The sequence below is a fragment of the Ancylobacter sp. genome, assembly GCF_965229075.1.
Classification (GTDB): domain Bacteria; phylum Pseudomonadota; class Alphaproteobacteria; order Rhizobiales; family Xanthobacteraceae; genus Ancylobacter.
Window position 1 is genome coordinate 2,959,832 of the sequence record NZ_CBDDIO010000002.1, and the last position, 16,548, is coordinate 2,976,379.

The window sequence follows — 16,548 nt, forward strand, 5'->3', positions numbered from 1 at the left end:
CGCGTCCGGGATGATTGCGGTCCGGCAGGGGCGCTCAGGGCCTCAATGGCTGATCATCCACGGCCGGGCGGAGGGGAAGCTCTTGGCGCCTGACGCGGCGGTGGCGGTCTTGGATTTCTTCGAGCGGCTCTTCATGCCGCCCGAGCAGCAGGAACAGCTCGACGGGTGTTTCTTCGCCGCATATTCGCCCGTGGTCATCGGCGCGTGGCTGGCGCGCTCATTGGTGGCATGGGCGGTGAGGCTCTCACGCGACATGCCGGAGAAATGCGGGGCGGTGAGCATCACGCGCGGGGCCATCGCGCCGCAATCCGGGCAGGGCTGCGGGGCCTGATACTCGCTCATCGGCCGCATCGCGGTGAAATCGCCGCAGCTGTCGCATTCATATTCATAGACGGGCATCGGCGTGTCCCTGTGTACGGGTCTTGAGCGCGACCCCTTGGGCGTTTCCTGAGAGGGAGCGGGGCGACGCGTTGCGTCGCCCCGCATGCACCGGACGTAAGAGGGGGTCAAAGGTCCGGTGACAGCGGCATATCGATGGAGCCGTCGAGGAATTTCGTCGGTCCGGCCGCGGTGGGGTTGATGTCGAAGTCGAAGATCTCGGTCGGCAGCCACAGCGTGGCGCAGGCATTCGGAATATCGACCACGCCGGAGATGTGCCCCTGCACCGGCGCGGTGCCGAGGATGGAATAGGCCTGTGCGCCGGAATAGCCGAACTTCTTGAGATACTCGATGGCGTTGAGGCAGGCCTGGCGATAGGCGATGTGCACATCGAGATAGTGCTGGCCGCCGGCTTCGTCGACCGAGATGCCCTCGAAGATCAGATAGTCCTTGTAGTTCGGCGTCACCGGCGAGGGCTTGAAGATCGGGTTCTTGATCCCGTACTTCGCCATGCCGCCCTTCAGCACCTCGACCTTGAGATGCACCCAGCCGGCCATTTCGATGGCGCCGCAGAAGGTGATCTCGCCGTCGCCCTGCGAGAAGTGCAGGTCGCCCATGGAGAGGCCGCCGCCTTCGACATAGACGGGGAAGTAGATCTTGGAGCCGCGCGACAGGTCCTTGATGTCGCAATTGCCGCCATGCTCGCGCGGCGGCACGGTGCGCGCGCCGGTGGCGGCGGCGGCGTCACGCGCGTCGCCGGTCAGCCGGCCCATATGGGCGGTGGCGGCGAAGGGCGGCACGGCGAGCGCGGGCACGCGGGTCGGGTTGGTGTCGATCAGCGCCTGCTCGCGGGTGTTCCAGGTCTCCAGCAGCTTCGGGTCGGGCAGGCAGCCGATCAGGCCGGGATGGATCAACCCGGCGAAGTTCACCCCCGGCACATGGCGCGAGGAGGTGTACATGCCCTTGAAGTCCCAGATCGACTTCTGCGCCAGCGGGAAATGGTCGGTGAGGAAGCCGCCGCCGTTCTTCTTGGAAAAGAAGCCGTTGAAGCCCCACTGGCTGTCCGGCATGGCGCCGATGTCGAGCAGGTCGACCACCAGGAGGTCGCCCGGCTCGGCGCCCTTCACGCCGATGGGGCCGGAGAGGAAGTGCACGATCGACAGGTCGATGTCGCGCACATCGTCGGCGGAATCGTTGTTCTTGATGAAGCCGCCGGTCCAGTCATAGGTCTCGACGATGAAATCGTCGCCCGGCTTCACCCAGGCCACCATCGGAATGTCCGGGTGCCAGCGGTTGTGAACCATGTCGTTGTCGTAGGCCGACTGGTTCAGATCGACTTTGATAAGCGTCTCGGTCATGCGTCTCACTCCCCGTGGACAAGCTGGGATCTTGGGCAAGCGGTAAAGGCGGGTGGAGCGGTCCGGCGGGGCTCAGACCGACAGGAATCGGGCGACCTTGGCCTCGTCCACATCGGCGCGCCTGTCCTCGTGGACGATCTCGCCGTTCTCGATCACCAGCACGCGGTCGGCGATGTCGAGGGCGAAGGACAGCACCTGCTCCGACACCACGATGGACAGGCCGCGCTCGTCGCGGATGCGCTTCAGCGTGCGGGCCATGTCGCGGATGATGGAGGGCTGGATGCCCTCGGTCGGCTCGTCGAGCAGCAGCACCTTCGGTGCCGTGGCGAGCGCGCGGGCGATGGCGAGCTGCTGCTGCTGGCCGCCGGAGAGGTTGCCGCCGCGCCGGCCCTTCATTTCGAGGAGCACCGGGAACAGCTCGTAGATGTCGGGCGGCACCTTGCTTTCGCCGCGCGGGATGAGGCCGGTCTCGATGTTCTCCTGCACCGTCATGGTGGAGAAGATCATGCGGCCCTGCGGCACATAGGCGACGCCGTTCTTGACGCGCTCATAGCTCTTCAGCCGGGTGATGTCGGTGTCGCCGACGCTCACCGCGCCGCTCTTGGTCGGCACGATGCCCATGAGCGACTTCATGAGCGTGGTCTTGCCCATGCCGTTGCGGCCCATGATGGCGATGATCTCGTTCGGCGCCACGGTGAAGTTGAGGCCGTGCAGAACCTCGCTCTCGCCATAGGAGACGTGCAGCCTGGATACGTTCAGCATGATCCGCCCCTCTCAATGGCCGAGATAGACTTCGATGACCTTCGGGTCCGCCTGGACCTTGGCCATGGAGCCTTCCGAGAGAATCTTGCCCTGGTGCAGCACCGTCACCTTGTGGGCGATGTCCTCGACGAACTTCATGTCGTGCTCGATCACGATCACCGAGCGGTTCTTGATGATGGTGTTGAGCAGTTCGGCGGTCTTCTTGCGCTCGGAGACGCTCATGCCGGCCACCGGCTCGTCGAGCATCAGGAGTTCCGGGTCCTGGATCAGCAGCATGCCGATCTCCAGCCACTGCTTCTGGCCGTGCGAGAGATATTCGGCGCGCTGGTCGAGCTGGTCGGCGAGGAAGATGGTCTCAGCCACTTCCTGCACCCGCTCCTTCACTGCCCGGTCGCGGCGGAAGGTCAGCGCGCCCGGTACCGAGCGGCCCTTGGGGTAGGAGATTTCCAGGTTCTCGAAGACGGTGAGGTCTTCATAGATCGACGGGTTCTGGAACTTGCGCCCGACCCCGGCGCGGACGATCTCGTGCTCCTTCATCCGGGTCAGCTCGCGCTCTTTGAACCGGATCGAGCCCGTGGTGGCCTTGGTGCGGCCGCAGATGAGGTCGAGCACCGTGGTCTTGCCGGCGCCATTGGGGCCGATGATGACGCGGATCTCGTTCTCGTCGACATAGAAGGACAGGTCGTTGACCGCCTTGAACCCGTCGAACGAAACGGTGAGGCCTTCCACCGCCAGGACGAAGTCCTTGTTCATGGAGTCGGTGATGACTTGGCTGTTCATGGCTCCGGCTCCTATTCGGCGGCGGCGGGGGCGGCCGTCCCGGGGGACGGTGCGGCGGGCGGCGTCGCGGCGGGGGGCGTCCGGCGGGTCGCGCCGCCGAAGAGCGGACCGAGGCGCGGGGCGATGTAGCTCTGCCAGAGGCCGGCAATGCCGTTCGGGAAGATCAGCACGACGGCGATGAACAGGCCGCCGAGGCCGAACAGCCAGAGTTCCGGGAAGCTCTCGGAGAACGAGGTCTTGGCCCAGTTCACCAGCAGCGTGCCGTAGATGGCGCCGAGGATGGACAGGCGCCCGCCCACCGCGGTGTAGATCACCATCTCGATCGACGGCACGATGCCGACGAAGGACGGCGACATGAACCCGACCTGCAGCGCGAACATGGCCCCGCCAATGCCCGACAGCGCCGCCGCCAGGCAGAAGACGAAGATCTTGAAGCTGGCGACGTCGTAGCCGGAGAAGCGGACGCGGTCCTCCTTGTCGCGCATGGCGACGAGGATGCGGCCGAGCTTGGACGATTTCACGTAGAAGGCCAGCAGGATGCAGGCGAGCAGCAGGCCGACGCAGACGAAATACAGGATCGTCTTGGCGCTGTCGGTGCGGATGTCCCAGCCGTGCAGGGTGCGCAGATCGGTGATGCCGTTGATGCCGCCGGTATAGCCCTGCTGGCCGATGATCAGGATGGTCATGATCGCGGCGAGCGCCTGGGTGATGATGGCGAAATACACGCCGCCCACACGCCGCTTGAACAGGGCGAAGCCGAGGATGAGGGCGAAGAAGGCCGGCACCAGCACGACGGCGACGGTGGAAAAAGTGAAGCTCTTGAAGGGCTCCCAGAACCAGGGCAGGGCAGTGATCTGGTTCCAGTCCATGAAGTCCGGAATGCCGGGCGTGGTCTGGATCTTGGTGTTCTCCACGCTGGAGGCTTCCAGCTTGAGGAACATGGCCATGCAGTAGCCGCCGAGACCGAAGAACACGCCCTGGCCGAGCGAGAGGATGCCGGCATAGCCCCAGCACAGCACCAGGCCGAGCGCGACGAAGGCGTAGGTGAGGTATTTGCCGACGAATTGCAGGCGGAAATTGTCCAGCGCCAGCGGAAGCACGACGAGGAGGATGAAGGCCAGGATCGCGATCCCGATCATGTCCTGCGGGCGCAGGAAGAAGGTGCGGCCGGATGACTTGCTCATATGCGCCTCCTCAGCGACGGACCTTGATGACGAACAGGCCCTGCGGCCGCAGCATCAGGATGATGACCACGCCGAGCAGCGTGAGGACCTTGGCCATCGAACCGGAGAGGAAGAACTCCATGGTCGACTGGGCCTGCGAGATGGTGAATGCGGAGGCGATGGTGCCGAGCAGGCTCTGCGCGCCGCCGAAGACGACGACCAGGAAGGTGTCGACGATGTAGAGCTGGCCGGAGGTCGGGCCGGTCGAGCCGATCATGGTGAAGGCCGAGCCGGCCACGCCGGCGATGCCGCAGCCGAGGCCGAAGGTGTAGCGGTCGATCTTCTCGGTATTGATGCCGACGGCGCCGGCCATGACGCGGTTCTGCACCACGGCGCGCACCTGCTTGCCCCAGGCCGACTTGTACATCAGCAGGGCGACGGCCACGGTGATGGCGATGGTGAGGCCCATGACGAACAGGCCGTTGATCTGCACTTCGATCGAGTCGGTGAGCGAGATCGAGCCCATCATCCAGTTCGGCAACTCCACGCCCACTTCGCGCGGGCCGAACACGGAGCGGTAGACCTGCTGGAGAATGAGGCTGAGGCCCCAGGTGGCGAGCAGTGTGTCGAGCGGGCGCTTGTACAATCGCCGGATCATCAGCCATTCCACCGCCATGCCGAGCGCGCCGGCGGCGAGGAAGGCGAGCACCATGGCGAGAAAGAAGTAGGCGCCGAACAGGCCGGGCAGATAATTCAGGAAGAATTGCGAGGTGAAATAGGTGACATAGGCGCCGAGAATCATGAACTCGCCATGCGCCATGTTGATGACGCCCATCTGGCCGAAGATGATGGCGAGGCCGAGCGCCATGAGCACGAAGACCGAGAACAGGATGAGGCCGGCAAAGCCCTGCATCACGAAAATCGAGCCAAGCTCGGCCAGCGAATAGTCAGCGAACATTCAGGAATCCCCCGGCGGGCGCGCGAGCGCGCTCTTGGCATCAACGGCATGAAGTCCCGGAGAGGGCGCATGGCCCTCTCCGGGTGGGAGCGTCAGCCGATCACTGGTAGCCCTTGGGGAACGGATCGGGCTCGATCAAGTCCGGGGTCTCGAACACCACCTTGAACTGGCCGTCCGGCTGGGCGAGGCCGACGCGGGTCTTCGACCAGAGGTGATGGTTCGGGTGAATCTTCACATAGCCTTCCGGCGCCTTGGTGAACTCGATGCCGGCCGAGGCCTCGGCGATCTTGTCGATGTCGAAGGAGCCGGCCTTCTCGACGGTGAATTTCCACAGCCACGGGCCGAGATAGGCGGCCTGCGTCACGTCGCCGATCACGGTCTTCTCGCCCCACATCTTCTTGAAGGCGGCGACGAAGTCCTTGTTGTTCGGGTTGTCGAGCGACTGGAAGTACTTCATGCAGCTATAGGCGCCGGCGAAGTTCTCGCCGCCGATGCCGTCGATCTCGTCCTCGGTGACGGAGATGGTCAGCAGCGTCTGCTTGTTGAGGTCGATACCGGCGGCCTTGAGCTGCTTGTAGAAGGCGACGTTGGAACCGCCGACGACGGCGGCGTAGATCACGTCCGGCTTCTTCAGCTTGATCTTGTTGATGACCGAGTTGAACTGGGTGTGGCCGAGCGGGAAGTATTCCTCGCCGACGACCGAGGAGTCCTTGAGATGCCCTTCGATGTGCTTGCGGGCGATCTTCATCGAGGTGCGCGGCCAGATATAGTCCGAGCCGATGAGGTAGAAGGTCTTGCCGCCCTTGGTCTTCTGCACCCAGTCGAGGCCGGCGAGAATCTGCTGCGTGGCCTCCTGGCCGGTGTAGATGACGTTCTTGGACTGCTCCAGACCTTCGTAGAAGGTCGGGTAGTAGAGCATGCCGTTATACTGCTCGACCACCGGCAGCACCGCCTTGCGCGAGGCCGAGGTCCAGCAGCCCATGATGGCCGCGACCTTGTCGTTGACCAGCAGCTTCTTGGCCTTCTCCGCGAAGGTCGGCCAGTCGGAGGCGCCGTCTTCCTGGATGAACTTGATCTTGCGGCCGAGCACACCGCCCATGGCGTTGATCTGCTCGATCGCCAGCTTTTCCGCCTGCACCGAGCCGGTCTCGGAAATCGCCATGGTGCCGGTGACGGAATGCAGGATGCCGACGGTGACTTCCGTGTCGGTCACGGCGAGGCCGGTGGTGTTCACCGCCGATGTCGCCGGGGCCTGGGCCTGTGCCGGGGTTGAAAAAAGGCCGGTGGACGCAAGAACAGGTACGGCCGGGAGCGCGGCAATACCCATCAAGAGCTTGCGCCGCGTCGCTGAAAACGTGTTCGACGGATCATTCTTCGAAAACATACGATTCCCCTCCACGGGTTTGACGTGGCCTCAACAAGCTTCTCTTGTGCTTGCATTGGCCGGATCGTGGCGGTCGATGTCGCGATGCAGCAATACGTCGATTGACGTATAGGGGAATAGCCGCGCTTCCCGCACAGTGAAGGCGAGAATGGGATCATGTTTCCGGCGCGGAGGTTTTTCCCTCGCGCCGAGTAGATTTTTTCGCGCGCGCGCGAGGTATGTGTAGGAAAAGTGGACGGAGCCGACGCTAACTAGCCTGATTATTGGGCATTTAATGCTATGATGACGAAGGTAGGGGTAATCAAATGCAGGATCTATCGCTGCGATAATCTGTCTTCGGCCTCTCCCGCGTGTGGAATGATTTATGCTTGGGGGTGGCGTCGGTGCGGGTGGCAGCCCGCCGCCGTCGCGGTGCAACAAACAAGAAAATCCCTGGGGAGGGTGGGCACGGAAGCATGTCTGGCGTTGGCACGGCGAGGCACACCCCCATGGCGGCGGAGCAGAAGATCGTTCGCGTTCGGCGTCGCTACAATCAGTGGGTCGTCAACGAGACGCTGGAAGATTACGCGCTCCGCTTCACGGCCAAGAGCGCGCGGCGCTGGTCGGCGCTGCGGGTTGCCAATACCGCGCTCGGCGCGGTGTCGTTCCTTGCGCTGGAGGCGATCGGCGGCGCCATCACCTTGGCTTATGGCTTTCCCAATGCGGTGGCGGCGATCCTCGTCGTCTGCGTCGTCATCTTCGCCGCCGGCCTGCCGATCAGCTATTACGCCGCCAAGTTCGGCGTCGATATTGACCTGCTGACCCGCGGCGCGGGCTTTGGCTATATCGGCTCGACGCTGACCTCGCTGATCTACGCCTCCTTCACCTATCTGTTCTTCGCCATCGAGGCGGCGATCATGGCGCTGGCGCTGGAAATGTGCTTCGGCGTCCCGCTGATGGTGGGCTATTTTATCAGCGCCCTGGTGGTGATCCCGCTGGTGACGCACGGCATCACCTTCATCAGCCGGTTCCAGCTCTGGACCCAGCCGGTCTGGCTGGTGCTGAACATCATTCCCTTCGTCTTCATCCTCGCCCTCGACAACGACCCTTTCGCCGGCTGGACCGCCTATACCGGTCGCTTCGGCCATCCCGACGGTTCCTTCGATCTCGTGCTGTTCGGCACGGCGACCACGGTGGTGTTCGCGCTGGTGGCGCAGATCGGCGAGCAGGTCGATTTCCTGCGCTTTCTGCCGCGCCGCGCGCCGGGGCGCACCGAGGCGCGGCGCAATGCGCTGTGGTGGGTGGCGCTGCTGAGCGCGGGGCCGGGCTGGATCATCCCCGGCGGCATCAAGATGCTGGGCGGTTCGTTTCTGGCCTATTTCGCCGTCACGCAGGGCATCCCGTTTCTGCATGCGGCCGAGCCCACTCAGATGTATCTGGTGGCGTTCAAAACCGTGTTTTCGCCCGAGGTGGCGCTGGCCTTCACCGGGGTGTTCGTCATCCTCGCCCAGCTGAAGATCAATGTGACGAACTCCTATGCGGGCTCGATCGCCTGGTCGAACTTCTTCTCCCGCCTGACCCACAGCCATCCGGGCCGGGTGGTGTGGCTGGTGTTCAACGTCACCATCGCGCTGATGCTGATGGCACTCGGCATCTACAAGGTGCTGGAGCAGATCCTCGGCCTCTATGCCATCGTCGCGGTGGCCTGGGTGGCGGCGCTGGTGGCGGATCTCGTGGTCAACAAGCCGATGGGCTGGAGCCCGCCGGGCATCGAGTTCAAGCGGGCGCATCTCTACGACATCAACCCCGTCGGCGTCGGCGCGCTGCTGGCGGGCACGCTGGTGGGCGTCATCGCCTTCGCCGGCTTTCTCGGCCCGACGCTGAAGGCCTTCGCGCCGTTCCTCGCTCTGGTGGTATCCTTCGTCACCGCCGCCGGCATCGCCTATGCCACGGGCGGGCGCTACTACATCGCGCGGCGGACGGCGAAGAACTGGGAAGCGCGCCACACGCTCAAATGCTGCATCTGTGAGCACAAATTCGAGCCGGAGGACATGGCGCACTGCCCGGTCTATGCCGGGCCGATCTGCTCGCTGTGCTGCTCGCTCGATGCGCGCTGCAACGATCGCTGCAAGGAGGAGGCGCGCTTTCCCGACCAGATTCTGGCGGCGCTGCGGGCGACGCTGCCGGGCTGGATGGTGGCGCAGCTCAATTCGCGCCTCGGCCACTATATCGGGGTGATGGCACTGCTGGCGACCGTCATCGGCGGCATATTGGGGGTGATCTATTTCCAGTCGACCTTCGCCCCGCCGGACCAGGCGGAGACGGTCGGCAATGTGCTGTTCACGCTCTACTTCATCCTGCTCATCATCGCCGGCGTCGCCGCCTGGCTGTTCGTGCTGGCGCAGGAAAGCCGGCGGGTGGCGCAGGAGGAGAGCAACCGCCAGACTGCGTTGCTGATGCGCGAGATCGAGGCGCATAAGCGCACCGACGCCAAGCTGCAAAAGGCCAAGGAAGCCGCCGAGGCCGCCAATCTCGCCAAGAGCCGCTATGTCGTCGGCATCAGCCATGAGCTGCGCACCCCGCTCAACGCCATTCTCGGCTATGCCCAGCTGCTGGAGCGCGATGTCGCCATTCCCCCGCACCGGCGCGACGCCATCCGCGTGGTGCGCCGCTCGGCCGAGCATCTCTCCGGCCTGATCGACGGGCTGCTCGACATTTCCAAGATCGAGGCGGGCCGGCTCTATCTCACCCGCGACGAGGTGCGGATCGGCGAGTTTCTCGACCAGCTGGTCGACATGTTCCGGCTGCAGGCCACCGCCAAGGGCATCGATTTCGTCTATGTGCGGCCGGATCGCCTGCCGGCCGTGGTGTTCACCGACGAGAAGCGGCTGCGGCAGATCCTCATCAACCTGCTGTCCAATGCCATCAAGTTCACCGATCGCGGCCGGGTGGCGCTGCGCGTTTCCTATCGCAACCAGGTGGCGGAGTTCGAGATCGAGGACAGCGGCATCGGCATTCCCGCCGCCGACCACAAGCGCATTTTCGAGCCGTTCGAGCGCGGGGAGCGGGCGGGCACCTATTCCACCGCCGGCATCGGCCTCGGCCTCACCATCACCAAGCTGCTCACCGAGATCATGGGAGGGGAGATCGCGCTCAAATCGGCGCCGGGGGAGGGCAGCGTCTTCCGCGTCAAGATGATGCTGTCGGAGGTGACCAATCCCTCGCGCCTCGGCCCGATCCAGCACCGCCATATCGCCGGCTATACCGGCCCGCGCCGCACCGTGCTGGTGGCCGATGACGACATTGCCCATCGCGACCTCATGCATGAATTGCTGGTGCCGCTTGGCTTCACCGTGCTCGCCGCCGCCGATGGGGTGCAGGCGCTGGACATGGTGCGCGAATGGGAGCCGGACCTGCTGCTGCTCGACATCTCCATGCCGGGGCTGAATGGCTGGGAGGTGGTGCGGCAGCTGCGCGACGAGGGCTTCGGCCGGCTGCGCATCATCATGATCTCGGCCAATGCCGGGGAAATCCATGGCGATGGCCTCGCCCAGCATGACGACCATCTGGTCAAGCCGGTGCATCTGCGCACGCTGCTGGAAAAGATGGCGGCGCTGCTCGACCTCGAATGGGTGGGCGATGGCGAACTCGCGGCGCTGGCCGCCGGCGAGGCCGCCAAGCCGGGCGAATTGCGGGCACCGGCCGGGGTGCATCTCGACGATCTGATGAAGCTGGGGGAGATCGGCTATGTGCGCGGCATCCAGGCCAAGCTGCGGGAGATCGAAAGCGCCTCGCCCGACAGCAAGGCCTTCGTCGCCCATATGCGCGAGCTGATGGAAACCTTCGATCTCAAGCAATACATGTCCGTCCTGGAGGCGATGCGCGCCAATGATGCCTAGCGTGGAGCGCCGCGACATCGTCCTTGTGGTGGACGATTCGCCGGAAACACTCAGCCTGCTCACCGATGCGCTGGAGGCGGCGGGGACCACCGTGCTGGTCGCCACCGAGGGCGCCAACGCGCTGGCGCTGGTCGAACGCATCACCCCCGACGTGATCCTGATGGACGCGATCATGCCGGGGATGGATGGATTCGAGGCCTGCCGGCAGCTCAAGCGCAACAAGGCGGTGGCGCATGTGCCGGTGATCTTCATGACCGGCCTGTCGGAAACAGAGCAGATCGTGAAGGGGCTCGAGGCCGGTGGGGTGGATTATGTGACCAAACCGATCGCGCCGGACGAGCTGATCGCCCGCATCCGCGTGCATCTCGCCAATGCGCGGCAGACCCACAGCGCCCGCGCCGCGCTCGATGCCGCCGGGCGCTATCTGCTCTCGGCCAATCGCGCCGGGCGCGTCCTGTGGTCGACGCCGCAGGCGACCACGCTGCTGACCGCGCTCAGCGCCGCCGCGCCGGGCGACAGCTTCACCCTGCCGGAGCCGGTGCGGCGCTGGCTGGAGGGGCGCAACGGGGATGGCACCGACGGCGAGATGGCGGCGGTGGAAGTGTCGGTCGAAGGTTCGCCGCGGCGGCTGAAGCTGTCCTATGTCGGGCAGATCGGGCCGGAGGAGCTGCTGCTGCGCATTGTCGAGGATTCCGGCATTCCGCCGGAGCAGGTGCTGAAATCCAAGCTCAATCTGACGCTGCGCGAGGCGGAGGTGCTGGTGTGGCTGGCGCGCGGCAAGGCCAACCGGGATATCGGCGAGATTCTCGGCCTGTCGCCGCGCACGGTGAACAAGCATCTGGAACAGATCTACGCCAAGATCGGCGTCGAGAACCGGGCGGCGGCCACCGCGCTGGCGGTGACGGCGCTGACGCCGCGCTAGAACCGTTACGGTGACTTCGCATTCACCGGAACGGTTCTAACTGCCTGATCAGACGCAAGTCCTCCCAAAAAACCGCTACGCACTTTTGCGGGACTTGCTGTGGACCCTCCGCGCTCAGGCGTCCGGGCCGTAGGCGAGCGGGGCGAGGCGGTCCAGCTCGTCATCGGTGAACAGCCGCGAGCGGGTGAGGAAGCGCACGTCGCGCCCGTTCTCCAGGCTGAACATGCCGCCGCGCCCCGGCACCACGTCGATGATGAGCTGGGTGTGCTGCCAATATTCGAACTGCGACGGGCTCATATAGAAGGGCGCGCCGCCGATGACGCCCATCCGCACGTCGCGGTCGGCGAGCATGTAGTCGCCCTGGGCGTAGCACATAGGGGAGGACCCATCGCAGCAGCCGCCGGACTGGTGGAACAGCAGCGGCCCATGCTGCGCCTTCAAGGTTTCGATCAGCGCCAGCGCCGCCTCGGTGGCGAGAACGCGGGGGATGGTGGCGTCGGTGGCGGGCGGCGGCGCGGTCTGCGTGTCCATGGGGGCTCCCTTCCTGTCCCTCATCCCGGGGACTGAACATCCGAGTGAGAGGTGGGGCGCCGGCAGGACCGGGTCAACGCCGGAGAAAGCGGTGAAGCGGTGCCGGCTCGGCGGAGGACGGCGTGAGGGGCGCGTTTCCATGCGAAGAGAGAAGCGGAGAGGTGGTGCGTCCTTCGAGGCCCGGCGGGACCGGGCACCTCAGGATGACGAGGTAGTCCGAGACGGCGCCACCCTAAATCCTCGTCATGCTGAGGAGCGGCAGGCCGCGCCGCGTCTCGAAGCACGCAGGCCGGTCCCCCTGGCAGTGAGGGCGAAGTGACATGGCGCGTCACCCCATGGCGGTCCCCGATCCCCGGGACATACCCGGGGACGATGGGGGGGGCGCCCCCGCTTCCTCATCCCCGGGATTGGTCCAGGGACCCTGCCTGCTGCCTGCGGGTCGTTAAGCCTGGGTGGCCGGGTCAAGCCCGGCCATGAGGGACGGCGAGGGCGCCCTGGCCTCAGAAGAAGCCGAGCTTCTTCGGGGAGTAGCTGACCAGCATGTTCTTGGTCTGCTGGTAGTGGTCGAGCATCATCTTGTGGTTCTCGCGGCCGATGCCCGACTGCTTGTAGCCACCGAACGCCGCATGGGCGGGGTAGGCGTGGTAGCAGTTGGTCCACACGCGGCCGGCCTCGATGGCGCGGCCGAAGCGGTAGGCGCGGTTGCCGTCGCGGGTCCACACGCCGGCGCCGAGGCCGTAGAGCGTGTCATTGGCGATGGACAGCGCTTCCGCCTCGTCCTTGAAGGTGGTCACCGAGACGACCGGGCCGAAGATCTCCTCCTGGAAGATCCGCATCTTGTTGTGGCCCTTGAACACGGTGGGCTTCACATAGAAGCCGCCGGCGAAGTCGCCGCCGAGATTGTTGCGCTCGCCACCGATGAGAACCTCGGCGCCTTCCTGCTTGCCGATGTCGATATAGGAGAGGATCTTCTCCAGCTGTTCGGAGGAGGCCTGGGCGCCGATCATCGTCGCCGGGTCGAGCGGCGAGCCCTGGATGATGGCTTCCACCCGCTTCAGCGCCTTCTCCATGAAGCGGTCATAGATGCTTTCCTGGATCAGCGCGCGGCTCGGGCACGTGCAGACCTCGCCCTGGTTGAGCGCGAACATGACGAAGCCTTCGATCGCCTTGTCGAAGAAGTCGTCATCCTCGGCCGCCACATCGTTGAAGAAGATGTTCGGCGACTTGCCGCCCAGTTCCAGCGTGACGGGGATGAGGTTCTGGCTGGCATACTGCATGATCAGCCGACCCGTCGTCGTCTCGCCGGTGAAGGCGATCTTGGCGATGCGGTTGGAGCTGGCGAGCGGCTTGCCGGCCTCAAGGCCAAAGCCGTTGACCACGTTGAGCACGCCCGGGGGCAGCAGGTCGGCGATCAGTTCCACCAGCACCAGGATGCTGGACGGGGTCTGCTCGGCGGGCTTCAGCACCACGCAGTTGCCGGCGGCGAGCGCCGGGGCCAGCTTCCACACCGCCATCAGGATGGGGAAGTTCCACGGGATGATCTGCCCGACCACGCCGAGCGGCTCGTGGAAGTGATAGGCGATGGTGTCGTGGTCGATCTCGCTGATGCCGCCTTCCTGCGCGCGCACCGCGCCGGCGAAATAGCGGAAGTGGTCGATGGCGAGCGGAATGTCGGCCGCCGTCGTCTCGCGGATCGGCTTGCCGTTGTCCCAGGTCTCGGCCAGCGCGAGGAGGTCGAGATTTTCCTCCATGCGGTCAGCGATCTTGTTGAGGATCAACGCCCGTTCGGCGGCCGAGGTCTTGCCCCAGGCGGCCTTGGCGGCATGGGCGGCGTCGAGCGCCTTGTCGATGTCGGCGGCTTCCGAGCGCGCGACTTCGCAGATCTTGCCGCCGGTCACCGGCGAGGTGTTGTCGAAATAGCGGCCGGACACCGGCTCGACGAACTGGCCGCCGATGAAATTGCCGTAGCGGGCCTTGAACGGGGACTGCTTGGTGATGGCGAGTTCTGGCTTGTTCATTGGATCCTCCCTGATAGGGACACTCAAGATTGCACCGCCCGTGCCAGCCTGCTTATCGCAACGCACAAAATCGTCGTTGCGACACGGCAAAATATTGAAATACCTCACTTTAGCTCAGTACTCGCGATGGCGTGAGGATTCTACCGATAGACGCCGCCGGAAAACTTGGTAGAAACTGTCGGAAAGAACAACAAGACCTGCGACATGTGTGGCATTTTGCAACACTCCGGGAGGATCGCATGCGCCAAGAGGTCTCGCCGCGTGCCGTGCTGGCCGCGCGCCGGCAGTTCTTCCAGCAGGGTCTGCACGACCGCCCGCTGGCGGCGCTGCTGCCCGAGCCGATCCTGCGTTCCTGGAAGCGCTGCGCGGAGCGTGGGCTCGACAATGCCGCCCTGCCGCGCCTTGAACCGCTGACCGCGCATGAACTCAGCGCCATTGCCGAGCGGCATGAGCGGCTGCGCCGGCTGTGCCGGCCGGAGGTGGAAAGCCTCTATGCCGACGCGATGCAGACCGGCTGTGTGGTCATTCTCACCGATGCGGAGGGGATGATCCTCGACGCGCTCGGCAATGCCGATTTCGCCGCGCGCGCGGCGCAGGTGGCGCTGCGGCCCGGCGTGCTGTGGGGCGAAAGCTCCACCGGCACCAATGCGGTGGGCACGGCGCTGGTGGAAGGCCGGCCGATCGCGGTGCATGGCGGCGAGCATTATTACGACCCGCACGCCATTCTCAGCTGCTCGGCCGCGCCGATCCTCGACCCCTATGGCCACACGGTGGGTGCGCTCGACATGTCCGGCCCGGCGGCGGTGGACCATCGCCACGCGCTCGGCCTCGTGCGGCTGGCGGTGGAGCAGATCGAGCACCGTTTCTTCGACGAGGGCTTTTCCGACCGCCGGGTGCTGCGCCTGCAGGCTGACCGGGCGCTGCTCGGCACCTCGCGCGAAGGCGTGCTGGTGTTCGAGGACGACCGGCTGGTGGCGGCCAATCGCGCCGGGCTCGGCCTTGTCGGCGCCGACTGGTCGGCGCTGGGCGAAAAGCGCGCCGGCGAATTGCTGGAACGTCTGCCAGGCTCGGACGGCGACACCCACGCCTTGCGCCAGCCGGGCGGGCGCACCTTGTTTGGTCGCTTCGAGGGCGCCCGCACCCGGCCGCAGCCGGCGCCGCGTCCCCGCGTGCCGCGCGAGGAGGGGCCGCTGCTCGGGGCGGAGGAGCGGGCGGCGCTCGGCCGCGCGGTGCGCATGGTGGCGGCGGACGTGCCGGTGCTGATCCGCGGCGAGACCGGGACCGGCAAGGAGATGGCGGCGCGCGAGATTCACCGCCAGAGCGCCCGCGCCGGCGGGCCCTTCGTGGCGGTCAACTGCGCCGCCATTCCCGAAACGCTGATCGAATCCGAACTGTTCGGCTATGAGGACGGCGCCTTCACCGGCGCGCGCCGGCAGGGGCGGCGCGGCCTGCTGCGCGAGGCCGATGGCGGCATTCTGTTTCTCGACGAGATCGGCGACATGCCGCTGGCGCTGCAATCGCGCCTGTTGCGGGTGCTGCAGGAGCGCGAGGTCGCCCCGCTCGGCGGCGGCCGGCCGGTGAAGATCGACGTGGCGCTGCTCTGCGCCACCCATCGCGACCTGCGCCTGCTGGTGGAGGCCGGCAGCTTCCGCCAGGACCTGTATTTCCGCATCGCCCATTACACCGTCGAATTGCCGCCGCTGCGCCGCCTGCCGGACCGGGCGGCAATCGTCCGCGCGCTGTGGAGCCGGCTGGTGGCGGATGAGCGCCTGACGCTGTCGGAGGGGTGCGAGGCGCGGCTCGCCGCCTATGACTGGCCGGGCAATTTCCGCCAGCTGGCCGGCACGCTCAAGGCGCTGGCGGCGCTCGCCGACCCGTTCCGCCCGGTGGGCGAGGACATGCTGCCGCCGGACATTCTCGCGGCGCCCGCCGCCTCGCCGCCGGCCGGCACGCTCGACGCGCTCACCGTGGAGGCGATGCGCCAGGCGGTGGAAGCGTGCGGCGGCAACGTCTCGCAGGCCGCGCGCCGGCTGGGCGTCAACCGGTCCACGCTGTACCGGCGGCTGTTCCACGCCTGAGCCGTTACTCCGGCGGGGAGATCAGGGAACCGCAGGCGTCCGCGCTTGTTGCCTCTGGCAACACTCATGGAGGCCGTAAGATGGTGCGCGATCCCCGCACGCTCGACCAGAACCCCGTCGTCGTCGACCCCGCCAATGTCGACGCCGTGCTCGATGACCGCACCACGGCGGTGTCGAACCCGCTGACTCCGCCGCTGGACGAGGTGGACAACGACAATTCCCCGGCCGATGGCGAGCCCGCCCGGCGCGATGGCGGCCGCTTCGCACCCGAGACGCTGAACACGGTGGATGGCTCGGCGGACGGCAGGCCGAAGAAGCCGGACGATCCGCGCCGCTGA

13 protein-coding genes are annotated in these 16,548 nt (G+C 65.9%); 4 read left to right on the plus strand and 9 right to left on the minus strand.

Annotated features, from left to right (window positions below; translation table 11 throughout):
* Positions 1-42 precede the first annotated feature (42 nt).
* From ACO07Z_RS19960 to urtA, 7 genes are all read right to left on the minus strand, one after another.
* The gene (locus ACO07Z_RS19960) at positions 43-399 is read right to left on the minus strand and encodes an FmdB family zinc ribbon protein (protein WP_421700305.1); all 357 of its coding nucleotides are present in this window, start codon (positions 397-399) and stop codon (positions 43-45) included.
* Positions 400-506: 107 nt separating this feature from the next.
* Positions 507-1,736, minus strand: coding sequence for a formamidase (fmdA, locus tag ACO07Z_RS19965; protein WP_371346887.1), 1,230 nt, complete (start codon positions 1,734-1,736; stop codon positions 507-509).
* Between the two features lie 72 nt (positions 1,737-1,808).
* Positions 1,809-2,498, minus strand: a complete 690-nt coding sequence (gene urtE, locus ACO07Z_RS19970) for an urea ABC transporter ATP-binding subunit UrtE (RefSeq protein ID WP_421700306.1) — start codon at positions 2,496-2,498, stop codon at positions 1,809-1,811.
* Positions 2,499-2,510: 12 nt separating this feature from the next.
* Positions 2,511-3,278: an urea ABC transporter ATP-binding protein UrtD gene (urtD, locus tag ACO07Z_RS19975; RefSeq protein ID WP_244375752.1), complete on the minus strand. Its 768-nt coding sequence runs from the start codon at positions 3,276-3,278 to the stop codon at positions 2,511-2,513.
* 11 nt (positions 3,279-3,289) lie between these two features.
* The gene (gene urtC / locus ACO07Z_RS19980) at positions 3,290-4,462 is read right to left on the minus strand and encodes an urea ABC transporter permease subunit UrtC (protein ID WP_421700307.1); all 1,173 of its coding nucleotides are present in this window, start codon (positions 4,460-4,462) and stop codon (positions 3,290-3,292) included.
* A 10-nt stretch (positions 4,463-4,472) separates the two neighbouring features.
* A complete protein-coding gene (urtB, locus tag ACO07Z_RS19985; protein ID WP_421700308.1) occupies positions 4,473-5,399 on the minus strand; it encodes an urea ABC transporter permease subunit UrtB in 927 nt (308 codons plus the stop codon).
* 100 nt (positions 5,400-5,499) lie between these two features.
* The gene (gene urtA, locus ACO07Z_RS19990; protein ID WP_421700309.1) at positions 5,500-6,783 is read right to left on the minus strand and encodes an urea ABC transporter substrate-binding protein; all 1,284 of its coding nucleotides are present in this window, start codon (positions 6,781-6,783) and stop codon (positions 5,500-5,502) included.
* Between the two features lie 488 nt (positions 6,784-7,271).
* On the opposite strand from urtA, the gene ACO07Z_RS19995 reads away from it, so the two are divergent.
* Both ACO07Z_RS19995 and ACO07Z_RS20000 read left to right on the plus strand, forming a co-directional pair.
* Positions 7,272-10,661 carry an ATP-binding protein gene (locus ACO07Z_RS19995; RefSeq protein WP_421700310.1) on the plus strand — a complete coding sequence of 1,130 codons (3,390 nt, stop codon included), beginning with the start codon at positions 7,272-7,274 and terminating at the stop codon, positions 10,659-10,661.
* Positions 10,651-11,583, plus strand: a complete 933-nt coding sequence (locus ACO07Z_RS20000; protein WP_421700311.1) for a response regulator — start codon at positions 10,651-10,653, stop codon at positions 11,581-11,583. The genes ACO07Z_RS19995 and ACO07Z_RS20000 overlap by 11 nt, the downstream gene beginning before the upstream one ends.
* A gap of 114 nt (positions 11,584-11,697) precedes the next feature.
* Here the strand turns inward: ACO07Z_RS20000 and ACO07Z_RS20005 are convergent, their stop codons facing one another.
* Complete coding sequence (locus ACO07Z_RS20005) at positions 11,698-12,114, minus strand: DUF779 domain-containing protein (protein ID WP_421700312.1); 417 nt, start codon at positions 12,112-12,114, stop codon at positions 11,698-11,700.
* A 500-nt stretch (positions 12,115-12,614) separates the two neighbouring features.
* Complete coding sequence (adh, locus tag ACO07Z_RS20010; protein WP_421700313.1) at positions 12,615-14,132, minus strand: aldehyde dehydrogenase; 1,518 nt, start codon at positions 14,130-14,132, stop codon at positions 12,615-12,617.
* 239 nt (positions 14,133-14,371) lie between these two features.
* Between adh and ACO07Z_RS20015 the strand changes: the two genes are divergently transcribed.
* Together ACO07Z_RS20015 and ACO07Z_RS20020 are read left to right on the plus strand one after the other, a co-directional pair.
* Entirely contained in the window at positions 14,372-16,210 is a 1,839-nt protein-coding gene (locus ACO07Z_RS20015; protein WP_421700314.1) for a sigma-54-dependent Fis family transcriptional regulator, read from the plus strand.
* Between the two features lie 80 nt (positions 16,211-16,290).
* Positions 16,291-16,548: a hypothetical protein gene (locus ACO07Z_RS20020; RefSeq protein ID WP_421700315.1), complete on the plus strand. Its 258-nt coding sequence runs from the start codon at positions 16,291-16,293 to the stop codon at positions 16,546-16,548.

Excerpts from the sequence above, each read along its gene's own strand:
- ACO07Z_RS19960 (WP_421700305.1), bottom strand. The coding sequence starts at position 399 with ATGCCCGTCTATGAATATGAATGCGACAGCTGCGGCGATTTCACCGCG.
- fmdA (WP_371346887.1), bottom strand. The coding sequence starts at position 1,736 with ATGACCGAGACGCTTATCAAAGTCGATCTGAACCAGTCGGCCTACGAC.
- urtE (WP_421700306.1), bottom strand. The coding sequence starts at position 2,498 with ATGCTGAACGTATCCAGGCTGCACGTCTCCTATGGCGAGAGCGAGGTT.
- urtD (WP_244375752.1), bottom strand. The coding sequence starts at position 3,278 with ATGAACAGCCAAGTCATCACCGACTCCATGAACAAGGACTTCGTCCTG.
- urtC (WP_421700307.1), bottom strand. The coding sequence starts at position 4,462 with ATGAGCAAGTCATCCGGCCGCACCTTCTTCCTGCGCCCGCAGGACATG.
- urtB (WP_421700308.1), bottom strand. The coding sequence starts at position 5,399 with ATGTTCGCTGACTATTCGCTGGCCGAGCTTGGCTCGATTTTCGTGATG.
- urtA (WP_421700309.1), bottom strand. The coding sequence starts at position 6,783 with ATGTTTTCGAAGAATGATCCGTCGAACACGTTTTCAGCGACGCGGCGC.
- ACO07Z_RS19995 (WP_421700310.1), top strand. The coding sequence starts at position 7,272 with ATGGCGGCGGAGCAGAAGATCGTTCGCGTTCGGCGTCGCTACAATCAG.
- ACO07Z_RS20000 (WP_421700311.1), top strand. The coding sequence starts at position 10,651 with ATGATGCCTAGCGTGGAGCGCCGCGACATCGTCCTTGTGGTGGACGAT.
- ACO07Z_RS20005 (WP_421700312.1), bottom strand. The coding sequence starts at position 12,114 with ATGGACACGCAGACCGCGCCGCCGCCCGCCACCGACGCCACCATCCCC.
- adh (WP_421700313.1), bottom strand. The coding sequence starts at position 14,132 with ATGAACAAGCCAGAACTCGCCATCACCAAGCAGTCCCCGTTCAAGGCC.
- ACO07Z_RS20015 (WP_421700314.1), top strand. The coding sequence starts at position 14,372 with ATGCGCCAAGAGGTCTCGCCGCGTGCCGTGCTGGCCGCGCGCCGGCAG.
- ACO07Z_RS20020 (WP_421700315.1), top strand. The coding sequence starts at position 16,291 with ATGGTGCGCGATCCCCGCACGCTCGACCAGAACCCCGTCGTCGTCGAC.